Below are 12893 nucleotides of genomic sequence, written 5' to 3'. Positions count from 1 at the left end.
GCCGGATCCGGCCGGGTCAGGGGTTCTCGTCACCGAGCGAGGCCGCCCATCCGCGCAGGGCGTCGAGTATCGCTTCCGCCGCCGGGCGGTCCCGCTCCGTGACCACCTCCAGGTAGACCTTGAGCTTCGGTTCGGTGCCCGAGGGGCGCACCACCACGCGCACCCTCGGCCCGCCCGCGACGTCCTCGCGACTCTCGAAGACGAGAGCGTCGGTGTGCATCGGTCCCGGGCTCTCGGCGAGATCGGTCGCGGTCACCTCCAGACCCGCGAGGGTCGTCGGCGGCTCCGCACGCAGTCGCGTCATCACGGTGCCGATGCGCTGCAGGTCGTCGACGCGGATCGACACCTGATCGCCGACGTGGACACCGAGTTCGCGATGCAGGTCGTCGAGTGCGTCGAGCAGTGTCCGGCCGGCCTGCTTCAAATCGGCCGCGTAGTCGGCGACCATTACGGCGGTCGCGATGCCGTCCTTGTCGCGCACAGCGTCCGGATCGACGCAGTGCCCGATCGCCTCCTCGTACGCGTAGACGAGGCCGTCACCGGCGCGGGCGAGCCACTTGAAACCCGTGAGCGTCTGCGCATATCGCGCGCCGCGTGCGGTCGCGAGTCGCCCCAGCATGGTCGACGAGACAATGGTGGTCGCGACCAGTGAGCCGGGCGGTGACGACGCGAGGATCCGGTCGCCGAGCAGGACCCCGGTCTCGTCGCCGCGCAGCATCGTCCATCCCCGCGGGCCCGGGACGCCGACGGCGCAACGATCGGCATCGGGATCGAGCGCCAGGGCGATGTCGGCGTCGACCTCGGCCGCCAGCGCGAGCAGAGCCTCTGTTGCGCCCGGTTCCTCGGGGTTGGGGAAGGCGACGGTGGGAAACGCCGGGTCGGGTGCGAACTGGGACGCCACGACGTGGATGTCGTCGAATCCCGCGGAACGCAGGGCCGCGACTGCCGTCTCGCCGCCGACACCGTGCAGTGCCGTCAGGGCGATGCGCATGCCTCGGTGCGGTGAGCGGGGGAGCGACGCGACCCGGGCGAGATAGCGGTCGACGAGGTCGTCACCCGACGGCGCGACCGGCATCCGGGGCACGTCCGCGGCGGAACCGACGGCGTCGATCGCCGTTTCGATCTCCCGATCGGCGGGTGCGGCCAGTTGCGCTCCGTCGGCGAGATAGACCTTGTACCCGTTGTCGGCGGCGGGATTGTGCGATGCCGTGATCTGCACGCCCGCAACGGCGCCCAGCGCCCGTACCGCGAAGGCGGTCACCGGGGTGGGGAGCGGCTCTCCGAAGGCGACGACCTCGAAGCCGGCCGCGGCGAGAACCTCTGCCGCGGCGGTGTGGAATTCCGCTGAGCCCGTACGGGCGTCGCGGCCGACGACGACGGTACCGTCGCCCTGCCCGTTCGCCTCGAGCCATGCCGCGAGTCCGGCGGTGGTGCGGACGACGACGGGTACGTTCATGCAGTCCGGTCCGTCGCCGACCGGGCCGCGCAACCCCGCGGTGCCGAATCGCAGCGTCACAGCCGGGCCGCCAGATCGCGCAGAAGATCGCCCATCCGGGTCGCGGCCGCACGACCCGCGGCCAGTACCTCGGTGTGGTCGAGGGGAGCGCCGGTGATGCCGGCCGCGGCGTTGGTCACCAGCGAGACCGCGAGCACGCGCGCTCCGGCCGCGCGCGCCGCGATGGTCTCGTGGACCGTGGACATGCCGACGAGGTCGGCGCCGAGGGTGCGCAGCATCCGGATCTCCGCCGGGGTCTCGTAGTGCGGCCCGGGCAGACCGGCGTAGACCCCTTCGCGCAGCGACGGATCGATCTCGCAGGCGAGTGCACGAAGATCCGGCGAGTAGGCGTCGACGAGGTCGACGAACTGGGCACCCACCAGCGGCGAGCGACCGGTGAGATTGAGGTGGTCCGAGATGAGAACCGGTTGTCCCACGGAGAACTCGGGATCGATGCCGCCCGCCGCATTGGTGAGGACGACGGTGCGGGCACCCGCTGCGACTGCCGTGCGCACGGGATGGACGACGCGGGCGAGGTCGTGCCCCTCGTAGGCGTGGATGCGGCCGGCGAGGACGAGGACGGCGTTGTCACCGGCGCGCACGGAGTGGATGTTACCGGCATGCCCTGCCGCCGTCGGCGGTGCGAAGCCGGGCAGCTCGCTCATCGGGATCGTGGCGACGGGGATGCCGAAACTCTCGACTGCGGCCCGCCAGCCGGACCCGAGGACGACGGCGACGGAGTGTTCGGCGACCCCCGTCCGTTCGGCGAGAGCGGCGGCTGCGGCGTCGGCGGCCGCGGTGGGGTCGAAGACGTGATCGGGTTCTCCCATGGCATCGGACCCTAATCGCTCACAGCTTGTTACTCGTGGGTAAGTAGGCGCGGTATGCTGACGCGCATGCCTTACCTCGAACGTGACGGCGACGTCTTCGTCCTGCATCTCGGTGACCGTGACGCGGAGGTCTCCGAGAACCGGTTCCACCCCGATCGTCTCGCCGCGATCCACTCCCTCCTCGGCGAGGTGGAAGCGCACGACGGACCCGCCGCCCTCGTGACCGCGGCGACCGGAAAGTTCTGGAGCAACGGACTCGACATCGACTGGGTCGGCGCGAACCTGCCGGATCTGCCGGGCTATCTGGACTCCGTCCACGCCCTCTATGTGCGGCTGCTCACCTTCCCGGCGGCGACGGTCGCGGCCGTGCAGGGGCACGCCTTCGGTGCCGGCGCGATGCTCGCGCTCGTGCACGACTTCCGGGTGATGCGCGGCGACCGCGGCTACTGGTGTCTGCCCGAGGTGCAGCTGAACATGCCGTTCACCGTCGGGATGTCCGCGCTGATCCGTTCCCGCCTGCCGATCCAGACGGCGGTCGAGGCCATCACCACCGGCCGTCGCTACGGCGGTGAGGACGCCGTGGCCGCGGGCATCGCCGAGCAGGCCGTCACCGGTGACGCCGTGCTCTCAACGGCGGTCGAGCGCGCAGCGGCGCTCACCGCCACCCGCGGGCCGAATCTGTCGGGCATCAAGCGCGGTCTGCACGCGCCGCTGATCTCGGCACTGGAGATCCGGACCGACGCGTCGAACTTCCGGTTCGGCTGATCGCCCCGCCGCGAAGTCGACGAACCGGTCGTACGCGCCGATCGATCGGGACGCGGTGAGCATGACAGACTGGACCCCGTGACGACCGACTACGCCACGGCGATCGAGGCTGCTTCCGACACCCTCGTCGGCCTGTCGCATTCCATCCACGCCGAACCGGAACTCGCGTTCGAGGAACACCGGAGCGCCGCGAAGATCGTCGAGGTGCTGCGCGACCACGATTTCGAGGTCACCACCGGCATCGCCGACCTGCCCACCGCCTTCGATGCGCGGTTCGGCAGCGGCGAACTCGTCCTCGCGTTCTGCGCCGAGTACGACGCACTGCCGGGCATCGGGCACGCGTGCGGCCACAACATCATCGCGGCGTCGGCCGTGGGCGCCGGGATCGGTCTCGCTGCGCTCGCCGACGAACTCGACGTGACCGTCCGCGTCGTCGGAACCCCCGCGGAGGAAACCGGCGGCGGCAAGGTCCTCATGCTCGAACGCGGCGTCTTCGACGGCGTCGGTGCGGCGATGATGGTGCATCCCGGCCCGTTCGACATCACCGGGGCGACGTCGCTCGCCCTCGCCGACATCGCCGTCGAGTACGACGGCCGCGAGGCGCACGCCTCCGCGGCCCCCGAATACGGGCTCAACGCTGCCGACGCTGCGACCGTCGCCCAGGTCGCGGTCGGACTGCTGCGGCAGCACCTGCATCCCGGGCAACAGATCCACGGCATCGTCGCGCAGGGCGGGACGGCACCGAACATCGTGCCCAGCCACACCGAACTGCTGTACTACCTGCGGGCCGGGACGAGCGAACTCCTCGACGACCTCGTCGACCGCGCACGCAACTGCTTCGCCGCCGGGGCGCTGGCCACCGGATGCAACCACCGGATCCGGACGGTCTCGCCGACCTATACCGAACTCACTCCCGATCCGTGGCTGGTGCAGGCATATCGTGAGGAGATCATCGATCTCGGGCGCCGACCGCTGCCCGTCGAGGAGGAAGGAGCGCGCCCCCTGGGCAGTACCGACATGGGAAACGTGACGAACGTGGTGCCGGGAATCCATCCGGTCATCGGACTCGACTCCGGTGGCGCGGTGACACATCAGGCTGCATTCGCGGCCGCGTGTGTCACCGAGTCCGCCGATCGGGCAGTACTCGACGGAGCGCGTGCGCTCGCAGCGACCGCCGTACGCGCGGCGACCGATCCGGTCCACCGGGCACGGCTCCTCGAACAGGCCGGCCGTCGATGAACCCCTACGTCGAGAAGTGGTTGGACCGCCACACCGAGGACCTCTCGCTCTGGCGCCGTCACATCCATGCGAATCCCGAACTCGCCCGGCAGGAGTACGCCACCACCGAGTTCGTCGCGAAGCACCTGCGCGCGGCCGGACTGGAGCCGAAGGTCCTGCCTCGCGGCACCGGCCTGATCTGCGATCTCGGTCCGACCGGCGGACCGCGCATCGCCCTGCGTGCAGACATGGACGCCCTGCCGATGCAGGAGGCCACCGGCCTGCCGTTCGAATCCACCGTCCCCGGTGTCTCGCACGTGTGTGGGCACGACGCCCACACCACCGTCGTGCTCGGTGCAGGTCTGGCGCTGGCCTCGATGCCCGAATTGCCGATCGGTGTCCGGCTGGTCTTCCAGCCCGCGGAGGAGGTCATGCCGGGCGGGGCGCTCGACGTCGTCGCGGCGGGCGGACTCGACGGGGTCGCGCGAATCTTCGCCTTGCACTGCGACCCGCGTCTCGAGGCGGGCAAGGTCGGTATGCGGGTCGGGGCGATCACCTCGGCGGCCGACACTGTCGAACTCGTCCTCGACTCACCCGGTGGGCACACCTCCCGGCCGCACTTGACCGGCGATCTCGTCTACGGCCTCGGTGCCGTCATCACGGGTCTTCCCGGCATGCTCAGCCGTCGCATCGATCCGCGCACCGGCACCGTCATGGTGTGGGGTGCGGTCAGCGCCGGCAAGGCACCGAACGCGATCCCGCGCACCGGCATGCTCGCGGGCACCGTCCGCACCGGCGACCACGACACCTGGCAGCTGCTCGAACCGATGGTCCGCGAGATCGTGCACGGTCTGCTCGCGCCCACCGGTGTCAGCTACGAACTGAACTATCGCCGCGGCGTGCCGCCGGTGGTCAACGACGAGGTGTCGGCGCGCATGTTCGAGGACGCGATCCGCGCGACCGGCCCCGACGCCCTCGCGGACACCCCACAATCCGGTGGGGGAGAAGACTTCTCGTGGTATCTCGAACACGTCCCCGGCGCCATGGGGCGGCTCGGGGTATGGCCGGGGGTCGGGCCCGAACTCGACATCCACCAGCCCACCTTCGATCTCGACGAGCGGGCGCTGGCCGTGGGTGTGCGGGTGATGACGAATCTGGTTCTCGGCGCTGCGTGACGCAGTCCGAAGTAAGCTCAGGCTTACCTGAACGGTAGGATGTGTGAGCTCACCCATACCAGGAGGAATCAATGTCCCTTCGACACCGGATCGGCGCAGGGCTGACGGCAGCCACGCTCGTCGCCGTTCTCGCCGCGTGCAGCGACAGCGGCTCGGTCGACACCACCCCGGACGCTTCGAACGGGGAGGCGCTCACGCTCTATTCCGGGCGTAGCGAGAACCTGGTGGGCCCGCTCGTCGAACAACTCGAAGGCACTCTCGGTTTCCCGATCGACGTCGTCTACGGCGGCACGCCGGAGATCACGGGCAAGCTCGTCGAAGAAGGTGCCGCATCGCCCGCCGATGTGGTCTTCAGCCAGGATGCCGGCGCGCTCGGTCTGCTCGACCGTTCGGGTCTGCTCGAGCAGCTGCCCGCGAGTGTGACGAATCAGGTGCCCGAGAACTACCGCGCGGAGGACGGCACCTGGGTCGCCACCTCTGCACGGGCTCGCGTCCTGGTCTACAACGACGACAAGGTGCAGCCGCAGGACCTGCCGAGCGGGATCGACGGGCTCCTCGACCCGAAGTGGAAGGGCCAGGTGGGCTTCGCGCCGACCAATGCGTCGTTCCAGTCGTTCGTGACCGGACTCCGTGTCTCCCGGGGCGAGGACGGTGCCCGCGAATGGCTCGAGGCGTTCAAGGCCAACGAACCGGTCGCCTTCGAAGGCAACGGACCTCTCATGGAGGGCGTCGACACCGGCCAGGTGACCCTCGGCCTCACCAATCACTACTACTGGTACGGGCTCGCGGACGAGAAGGGCGCCGACAACCTTGCCGTGCAGCTCCACTTCTTCGACGCGGGCGATCCCGGTGCCCTGGTGAACATCGCCGGCGCCGCGGTGCTCGCCACTACCGACCAGCGCGAGCAGGCCGAGCAGTTCGTGGCAGCGTTGCTCTCGCCCGAGTCGCAGACCTATTTCGCCGACGAGACCGCGGAGTATCCGGTCGTCGAGGGGACCGAAACCCAGACCGACCTGCGCCCGCTCTCCGAGATCGGGACCTCCGACATCGAACTGGCCGAACTGGCGTCCCTGGCCGAAACACAGGCGCTCCTGCAGGAACTGGAATTCATCTGATCACCCTCGCGACGCCGCGCGTCGGTACCCGACGCGGCCGGCCGATCCTGGCCACGGCCGCGCTGGGTGTTGCCGTGTTCGCGCTCGCACCCGTCGCGCACCTGGTGATGCGCGCGTTCGCGGACGGACCCGAACGGGTCGTCTCGCTCGTGTTCCGTCCACGCACTCTCGAACTGGTGTGGCGCAGCGGCGCGCTCGCCGTGACGGTCACGGTGGCATGCCTGATCCTGGGGCTCGCCGCCGCATGGTTGACGACCCGCACGGATCTCCCCGGCCGTCGCTGGTTCGCGTTGGCCCTGAGTCTGCCCTTGGCGATCCCCTCGTACGTGTCGGGCTTCGTCTGGATCGCGCAGTTCCCCGCGCTCGAAGGTTTCGTCGGTGCTGCCCTCGTCCTGACCTGCGCGTCCTTTCCTTACGTCTATCTGCCTGTGGCGGCGGCACTCGCCTCGGCCGACCCGGGGCTCGAGGAAGTGGCCCGCACTCTCGGCCGGTCCCGGCTGACCGCCATCCTCACCGTCACCTTGCGGCAGGTTTGGCCGACCGCGGCGGCGGGCGGACTGCTCGTCGCGCTCTACACGCTCAGCGATTTCGGCGCCGTCGCATTGATGCGCTACGAAGCGTTCACCCTGGCGATCTACGGAAGTTACCGGGGACTTCTCGATCGCACGCCCGCCGCTGTCTTCGGCCTCGTGCTGGTCGCGATCGCCGTGGTGCTGACCGTCGCCGAACGGAGCGCGCGCCGCGGCGCCACCGCGCGGATCGGATCCGGTACCGCGCGCACGGCCGAACCCGTGATGCTCGGCTCACGGCGATGGCCGGCGATCGGCTTCCTCGCCGCTCTGCTCGTCGTGAGCGTGGGAGTTCCGGTCGCGGGCCTGGCCCGCTGGTTGTGGAGGTCACAGCAGATCGCGGTCGACTGGTCCGGTATCTGGACCGCCACCACCTACACTCTGTGGGTGTCCGCGCTCGGTGCGTTGCTGACCACGGTGCTCGCACTTCCGGTGGGCATCTACGCCGCACGGTCGCACTCCCGATTGTCGCGCTTCACCGAGAGCGCCGCCTACATCGGCTTCGCGCTGCCCGGCATCACCGTCGGTCTGGCGCTCGTGTTCTTCGGCATCCGACTGCTCCCGCAGTGGTACCAGCAGACCCCGATGCTGGTGATCGCCTACGCGGTCCTGTTCCTCCCTCTCGCGGTGGGGTCGATCCATGCGGCGGTCGCCGCGATCCCCCGGGGTCTCGAAGATGCGTCCGCAACTCTCGGTTCCGGACGATTGCTCACCGGACTGCGGGTGACGATCCCGATCGCCGCACCCGGCGTGGTCGCCGGTGCGGCATTGGCATTCCTGACCATCGCCAAGGAACTGCCTGCGACGCTGCTGCTCGTCCCCATCGGGCACGACACGCTCGCGACTGGGATGTGGCGACATACCGAAACCCTCGCGTACGGCTCGGCAGCACCCTATGCGGTGATCCTCGTCCTCATCGCGGCACTGCCGTCGCTCGTGCTGGGACGTCTGTTGCGCGGCCGGGTCGACGCGGAAAGTGGAGGCGAAGAGTGACCGGTCTGACCATCGAGAATGTATCCGCGCGATACGGCGCCGCCGAAGTCGTCACCGATGTGACCCTCGACGTGCCGCGCGGCGATCTGCTCGCCGTCCTCGGACCGTCGGGTGGCGGCAAGACCACGCTGTTGCGAGTGGCGGCTGGGCTGCATCCCGCAGCGTCGGGACGGATCTCCGTAGACGACGTGACCGTGACCGACGTGCCACCCGAACGTCGCGGGGTGGGCCTCGTGCCGCAGGAAGGCGCGTTGTTCCCGCATCTGAACGTGGCGCGCAACATCGGCTACGGTCTGGGGCGAGCGAACCGGCCGTGGCGCGGAGGTGCGCGGGAGGAACATCGACGCCGGGTCGAGGAGCTACTGGATCTCGTCGGTCTTCCGCGAGTCGGGCACCGTAAGCCGAGCGCGCTCTCGGGCGGGCAACAGCAGCGGATCGCTCTGGCTCGTGCACTGGCACCGCGACCGTCCGTGGTCCTGCTCGACGAGCCGTTCAGCGCGCTCGACGCCGGTCTACGCGCGAGTCTGCGCGCGGATGTCCGTACGCTGCTGCGCGAACAGTCGGTCGCGGCGGTGCTCGTGACCCACGACCAGACGGAGGCCTTGGCCATGGCCGACAGGCTGGCGGTGATGCTCGACGGCCGGATCGCCCAGGTGGGCTCGCCCGAGGAGGTCTACGGGAGGCCGGCATCCGTCGCGGTGGGCGAGTTCGTGGGGGAGGCGATCGTACTCGAGGCCGAGGCGTTCGGCGACTGCGCGCAGACCCCGCTCGGGAAGGTTCAGCTCGTCTCACCCGGACACGGCGTGGGCCGCGTCCTGCTGCGACCGGAACAGATCGAAGTCGGGGCAGCGCCGACGAAGTGCCCTGCTGCCGGATCGTTCACTGTGCGCGACACGGCATTCGGCGGCGCACACAGCGAAGTGCGGGTCGAGGGGATGGGAATCGCCGTCCGTGCCCTGTGCACCACCCTGCACGGTCTGCAGGCGGGCGACCCGGTGACGGTGAGCGTCCGGCGACCGGTGCCCTTCTATCCCGGAGGGTAGGAAGGCCGGCGTCTAGAAGCCGTCGGGACGCCCCGGACCCACATTGCGACTGTTGCGGGTACGCAGATCCCGAACGTATTCGGCGGGGGCCCCGGCGATCTCGGCCGCGTCGGCCATCACGCCCAGATAGCGTGCCGACGGCAGGCCGCCCTCGTATCCGTCGACGACGTACAGCCACGCGAGGACCGGACCGTCGGCCGTGTCGACGCGCACGCGAATCTTGCGGTGGAAACCGAGTTCGGCTCCCTCCCAGCGGTCGAGGCTGCGTTCGTCGTCCTCCGGCACGTCGTAGAGCACGACGAACACCTTCGCGTCCGAATCCTCGACGACCGTCGCGAGGGCGCCCTCCCAGCCGATGTCGGCGCCGGCGAAGGTCAGTCGCCAACCGTGCAACCACCCGGTTCCCGCCATCGGCGAATGCGGGCAGCGCGTCAGCATCTGCTCCGGATGCATGTTGGACCCGTAGGCGGCGTAGATCGGCACGAGGATAAGGCTAACCCGTCGTCCACCGGAGTCGTCGGAGGGGCGGCGCAGGGACGGACGAGGAGTTATCGGGGGCCGTTGCGTGCCGGGTCCACCGGTCCCTGTGCGCGAGGTGGGGGCATTGGCATAGCGTTGAGACCACGTGTGTGCCCACCAGGCGCTCACGTGCAGCCCGACCCGGCACCCTTCGGAATCGATACAGAGGAGAACAATGACCCGGATCGTCATCATCGGCGGCGGCCCCGCAGGATACGAGGCGGCGCTGGTGGCATCCCAGTACGGCGCGACGGTGTCACTGATCGATTCGGACGGGATCGGTGGCGCCTGCGTGCTCTTCGACTGCGTCCCCTCCAAGACCTTCATCGCCTCGACCGGCGTGCGCACCGACATGCGCCGCGCCGCCGACCTGGGCATCGAACTCGACCGTGCCGAGGTGTCGTTGCCGCAGGTGCACGGCCGTGTGAAGAGCCTCGCCCGCGCGCAGTCCTCCGACATCCGCACCAAGCTCGAGGCCGCCGGGGTGAAGTTGTTCTCCGGTTACGGCGAACTCGTCGACGCGCAGCCCGGCATGGCCGCCCATCAGGTGCGCGCCAAGCTGCTGACGGGCGAGGAAAAGGTGCTCGACGCCGACGTCGTGCTGATCGCCACCGGCGCGAGCCCGCGTGTCCTGCCGGGCGCGGAGCCGGACGGTGAGCGGATCCTCACCTGGCGTCAGCTCTACGACCTCGAGAAGCTTCCCGAGCACCTCGTCGTCGTCGGTTCGGGTGTCACCGGCGCCGAGTTCGTCTCCGCTTACACCGAGGTCGGCGTGCAGGTCACCGTCGTGTCGAGCCGCGACCGGATCCTGCCGCACGAGGACGAGGACGCGGCTCTCGTGCTCGAGGACGTCCTCACCGAGCGCGGTGTGACCCTCGTCAAGCACGCCCGCGCCGACCGGGTCGAACGCACCGAGGACGGCGTCCGCGTGCTCCTCGCCGACGGCCGCATCGTCGAGGGCAGCCATGTGCTGATGACCGTCGGCTCGGTGCCCAACACCCGGGATCTCGGTCTCGACAAGGTCGGGCTCGAACTCGACCGGGGCGGTTACCTTCCCGTCGACCGCGTCTCCCGTACCGCCGTCCCCGGCATCTACGCCGCGGGCGACTGCACCGGACTGCTGCCGCTCGCGTCGGTCGCGGCCATGCAGGGCCGCATCGCGATCTACCACGCGCTCGGCGAAGGCGTGAGCCCCATCAAGCTGAAAACCGTTGCGGCCGCAGTGTTCACGCGTCCCGAGATCGCCGCCGTCGGTGTCAGTCAGGCGACGATCGACAAGGGCGAGGTGCCCGCCCGCACAGTCATGCTCCCGCTCAACACCAACCCGCGCGCCAAGATGTCCGGCCTGCGGCGCGGTTTCGTGAAGATCTTCTGCCGCCCCGCGACCGGTGTGGTCATCGGCGGTGTGGTCGTCGCCCCGACCGCGTCCGAGCTCATCCTTCCCATAGCGTTGGCGGTGCAGAACAACCTGTCGGTCAACGACCTCGCGCAGACCTTCTCGGTCTACCCGTCGCTGAGCGGATCGGTCACCGAGGCCGCCCGCCAGCTGATGCGCCACGACGATCTGGACTAGGCACCGGACGGGGCGGGATTCGCGGCGATCCCGCCCTGCTCAGGCCCAGTCGTAGGTGCGTTCGACCGCCTTGTTCCATTCGCCGAACAGGCGCTCGCGTTCGTCGACCGGCATCGCCGGCTCCCACGTGCGGTCCGCGGTCCAGTTGCGGCGGATGTCCTCCTCGTCCTCCCAGAAGCCGACGGCGAGACCGGCCGCGTAGGCGGCGCCGAGTGCGGTGGTCTCGGAAACGGTGGGTCGTACCACCGGCACACCGAGGATGTCCGACTGGAATTGCATGAGCAGATCGTTGGCGACCATGCCGCCGTCGACCTTGAGGGTGCGCAGGTCGACCCCGGAGTCGGCGTTCATCGCCTCGATGACCTCCCGCGTCTGGTAGGCCGTCGCCTCGAGCGCCGCCCGCGCGAGGTGGCCCTTCTCGACGAAGCGCGTCAGGCCGGCGATGACGCCGCGGGCGTCGGGTCGCCAGCGCGGCGCGAACAATCCCGAGAAGGCCGGCACGAAATACGCCCCGCCGTTGTCAGGGACGCTCGTGGCGAGCGCTTCGATCTCGTCGGCGGACCGGATCAACCCGAGATTGTCGCGCAGCCACTGCACGAGCGAACCGGTCACGGCCACCGAACCTTCGAGGGCGTAGACCGCGGGGGCGTCACCTATGCGATAACAGACGGTGGTGATCAAGCCGTGCTCGCTGCGCACCGGGGTCGTGCCGGTGTTGAGCAGCAGGAAGTTGCCGGTGCCGTAGGTGTTCTTCGCCTCGCCGGGGGACAGGCAGCCCTGGCCGAAGGTCGCGGCCTGCTGGTCGCCGAGGATGCCGGCGACCGGGACCCCGGCGAGCGGTCCGCGCTCGCGGGCGTGCCCGTACACCTCCGACGAACTGCGGATCTCCGGCAGCATCGACTCCGGGATGCCGAGTTCGGCACAGATCGCCGGATCCCACTGCTGTGTCCCGAGATTCATCAGCAGCGTCCGGGAGGCGTTGGTCACATCGGTGATGTGCAGTCCGGGTGGCTGACCCTCCTCGCCGACACCACCGGTGAGATTCCACAGGATCCAGCTGTCGATGGTGCCGAACGCGAGGTCGCCGGCCTCGGCGCGCTCTCGGGCACCGTCGACGTTGTCGAGGATCCACCGCACCTTCGGTCCGGCGAAATAGGTCGACAGCGGTAGTCCGGTGATCTCGCGGTAGCGGTCGGGCCCGGCGTCGCCGGCAAGCTCCTCGACGAGCCTGTCGGTGCGGGTGTCCTGCCAGACGATCGCGTTGTACACCGGTTTTCCGGTGGTGCGGTCCCACACCACCGTGGTCTCGCGCTGGTTCGTCAGGCCGATCGCCGCGACGTCGTTGCGTCGCAGATCCGCTTTGGCGAGTGCTGCGGCGCCCACCTCACGGGTGTTGAGCCACAGCTCTTCCGGGTCGTGTTCGATCCATCCCGACCGCGGGAAGAACTGGCGGTGTTCCTTCTGCGCGAGCGAGACGATGCGCCCGTCGTGGTCGAAGATGATGCACCGGCTGGACGTGGTGCCCTGGTCGATCGCCGCGATGAACTGGTTCACAGGTGATCCTCGGGTGAAGGGGACGGCTCGGTTCGGCAACGCTT

The 12893-nt window shown here is 69.5% G+C and carries 11 protein-coding genes; 7 read left to right on the top strand and 4 right to left on the bottom strand.

The window, feature by feature from the left end:
• Positions 1 to 16: 16 nt before the first annotated feature.
• Together K3M35_RS18845 and K3M35_RS18840 are read right to left on the bottom strand one after the other, a co-directional pair.
• Positions 17 to 1516, bottom strand: coding sequence for a phospho-sugar mutase (locus tag K3M35_RS18845; RefSeq protein ID WP_052227243.1), 1500 nt, complete (start codon positions 1514 to 1516; stop codon positions 17 to 19).
• Positions 1513 to 2325: a purine-nucleoside phosphorylase gene (locus K3M35_RS18840; protein ID WP_006550143.1), complete on the bottom strand. Its 813-nt coding sequence runs from the start codon at positions 2323 to 2325 to the stop codon at positions 1513 to 1515. Before K3M35_RS18840 ends, K3M35_RS18845 begins: the two co-directional genes overlap by 4 nt.
• Positions 2326 to 2391: 66 nt before the next feature.
• Here K3M35_RS18840 and K3M35_RS18835 point away from each other — a divergent pair, with 66 nt between their 5' ends.
• The 6 genes from K3M35_RS18835 to K3M35_RS18810 all read left to right on the top strand — a co-directional run bounded on the left by K3M35_RS18835 (position 2392) and on the right by K3M35_RS18810 (position 9203).
• A complete protein-coding gene (locus K3M35_RS18835; protein WP_220666871.1) occupies positions 2392 to 3090 on the top strand; it encodes an enoyl-CoA hydratase/isomerase family protein in 699 nt (232 codons plus the stop codon).
• Positions 3091 to 3168: 78 nt separating this feature from the next.
• The gene (locus K3M35_RS18830; protein ID WP_006550146.1) at positions 3169 to 4329 is read left to right on the top strand and encodes a M20 family metallopeptidase; all 1161 of its coding nucleotides are present in this window, start codon (positions 3169 to 3171) and stop codon (positions 4327 to 4329) included.
• Positions 4326 to 5483, top strand: coding sequence for a M20 family metallopeptidase (locus K3M35_RS18825; protein ID WP_006550147.1), 1158 nt, complete (start codon positions 4326 to 4328; stop codon positions 5481 to 5483). Before K3M35_RS18830 ends, K3M35_RS18825 begins: the two co-directional genes overlap by 4 nt.
• A gap of 71 nt (positions 5484 to 5554) precedes the next feature.
• Complete coding sequence (locus tag K3M35_RS18820; RefSeq protein WP_033097072.1) at positions 5555 to 6598, top strand: iron ABC transporter substrate-binding protein; 1044 nt, start codon at positions 5555 to 5557, stop codon at positions 6596 to 6598.
• A 107-nt stretch (positions 6599 to 6705) separates the two neighbouring features.
• Positions 6706 to 8160 (top strand): iron ABC transporter permease, encoded by a 1455-nt coding sequence (locus K3M35_RS18815; RefSeq protein WP_197481797.1) that lies wholly within the window; start codon positions 6706 to 6708, stop codon positions 8158 to 8160.
• Positions 8157 to 9203, top strand: coding sequence for an ABC transporter ATP-binding protein (locus K3M35_RS18810; RefSeq protein WP_006550150.1), 1047 nt, complete (start codon positions 8157 to 8159; stop codon positions 9201 to 9203). Before K3M35_RS18815 ends, K3M35_RS18810 begins: the two co-directional genes overlap by 4 nt.
• 12 nt (positions 9204 to 9215) lie before the next feature.
• On the opposite strand, the gene K3M35_RS18805 is transcribed toward K3M35_RS18810, so the two are convergent.
• The gene (locus K3M35_RS18805) at positions 9216 to 9686 is read right to left on the bottom strand and encodes a gamma-glutamylcyclotransferase (RefSeq protein ID WP_006550151.1); all 471 of its coding nucleotides are present in this window, start codon (positions 9684 to 9686) and stop codon (positions 9216 to 9218) included.
• Between the two features lie 211 nt (positions 9687 to 9897).
• Between K3M35_RS18805 and K3M35_RS18800 the strand changes: the two genes are divergently transcribed.
• Positions 9898 to 11295: an NAD(P)H-quinone dehydrogenase gene (locus K3M35_RS18800; protein ID WP_024101543.1), complete on the top strand. Its 1398-nt coding sequence runs from the start codon at positions 9898 to 9900 to the stop codon at positions 11293 to 11295.
• Between the two features lie 39 nt (positions 11296 to 11334).
• Here K3M35_RS18800 and glpK read toward each other — a convergent pair whose 3' ends face one another.
• Positions 11335 to 12849: a glycerol kinase GlpK gene (gene glpK, locus K3M35_RS18795; RefSeq protein WP_220666870.1), complete on the bottom strand. Its 1515-nt coding sequence runs from the start codon at positions 12847 to 12849 to the stop codon at positions 11335 to 11337.
• Between the last annotated feature and the right edge of the window lie 44 nt (positions 12850 to 12893).

The organism is Rhodococcus sp. DMU2021 (genome assembly GCF_019641445.1).
GTDB classification, from domain to species: Bacteria; Actinomycetota; Actinomycetes; order Mycobacteriales; family Mycobacteriaceae; genus Rhodococcus; species Rhodococcus pyridinivorans.
This window is presented reverse-complemented; position numbering and strand designations above follow the sequence as displayed.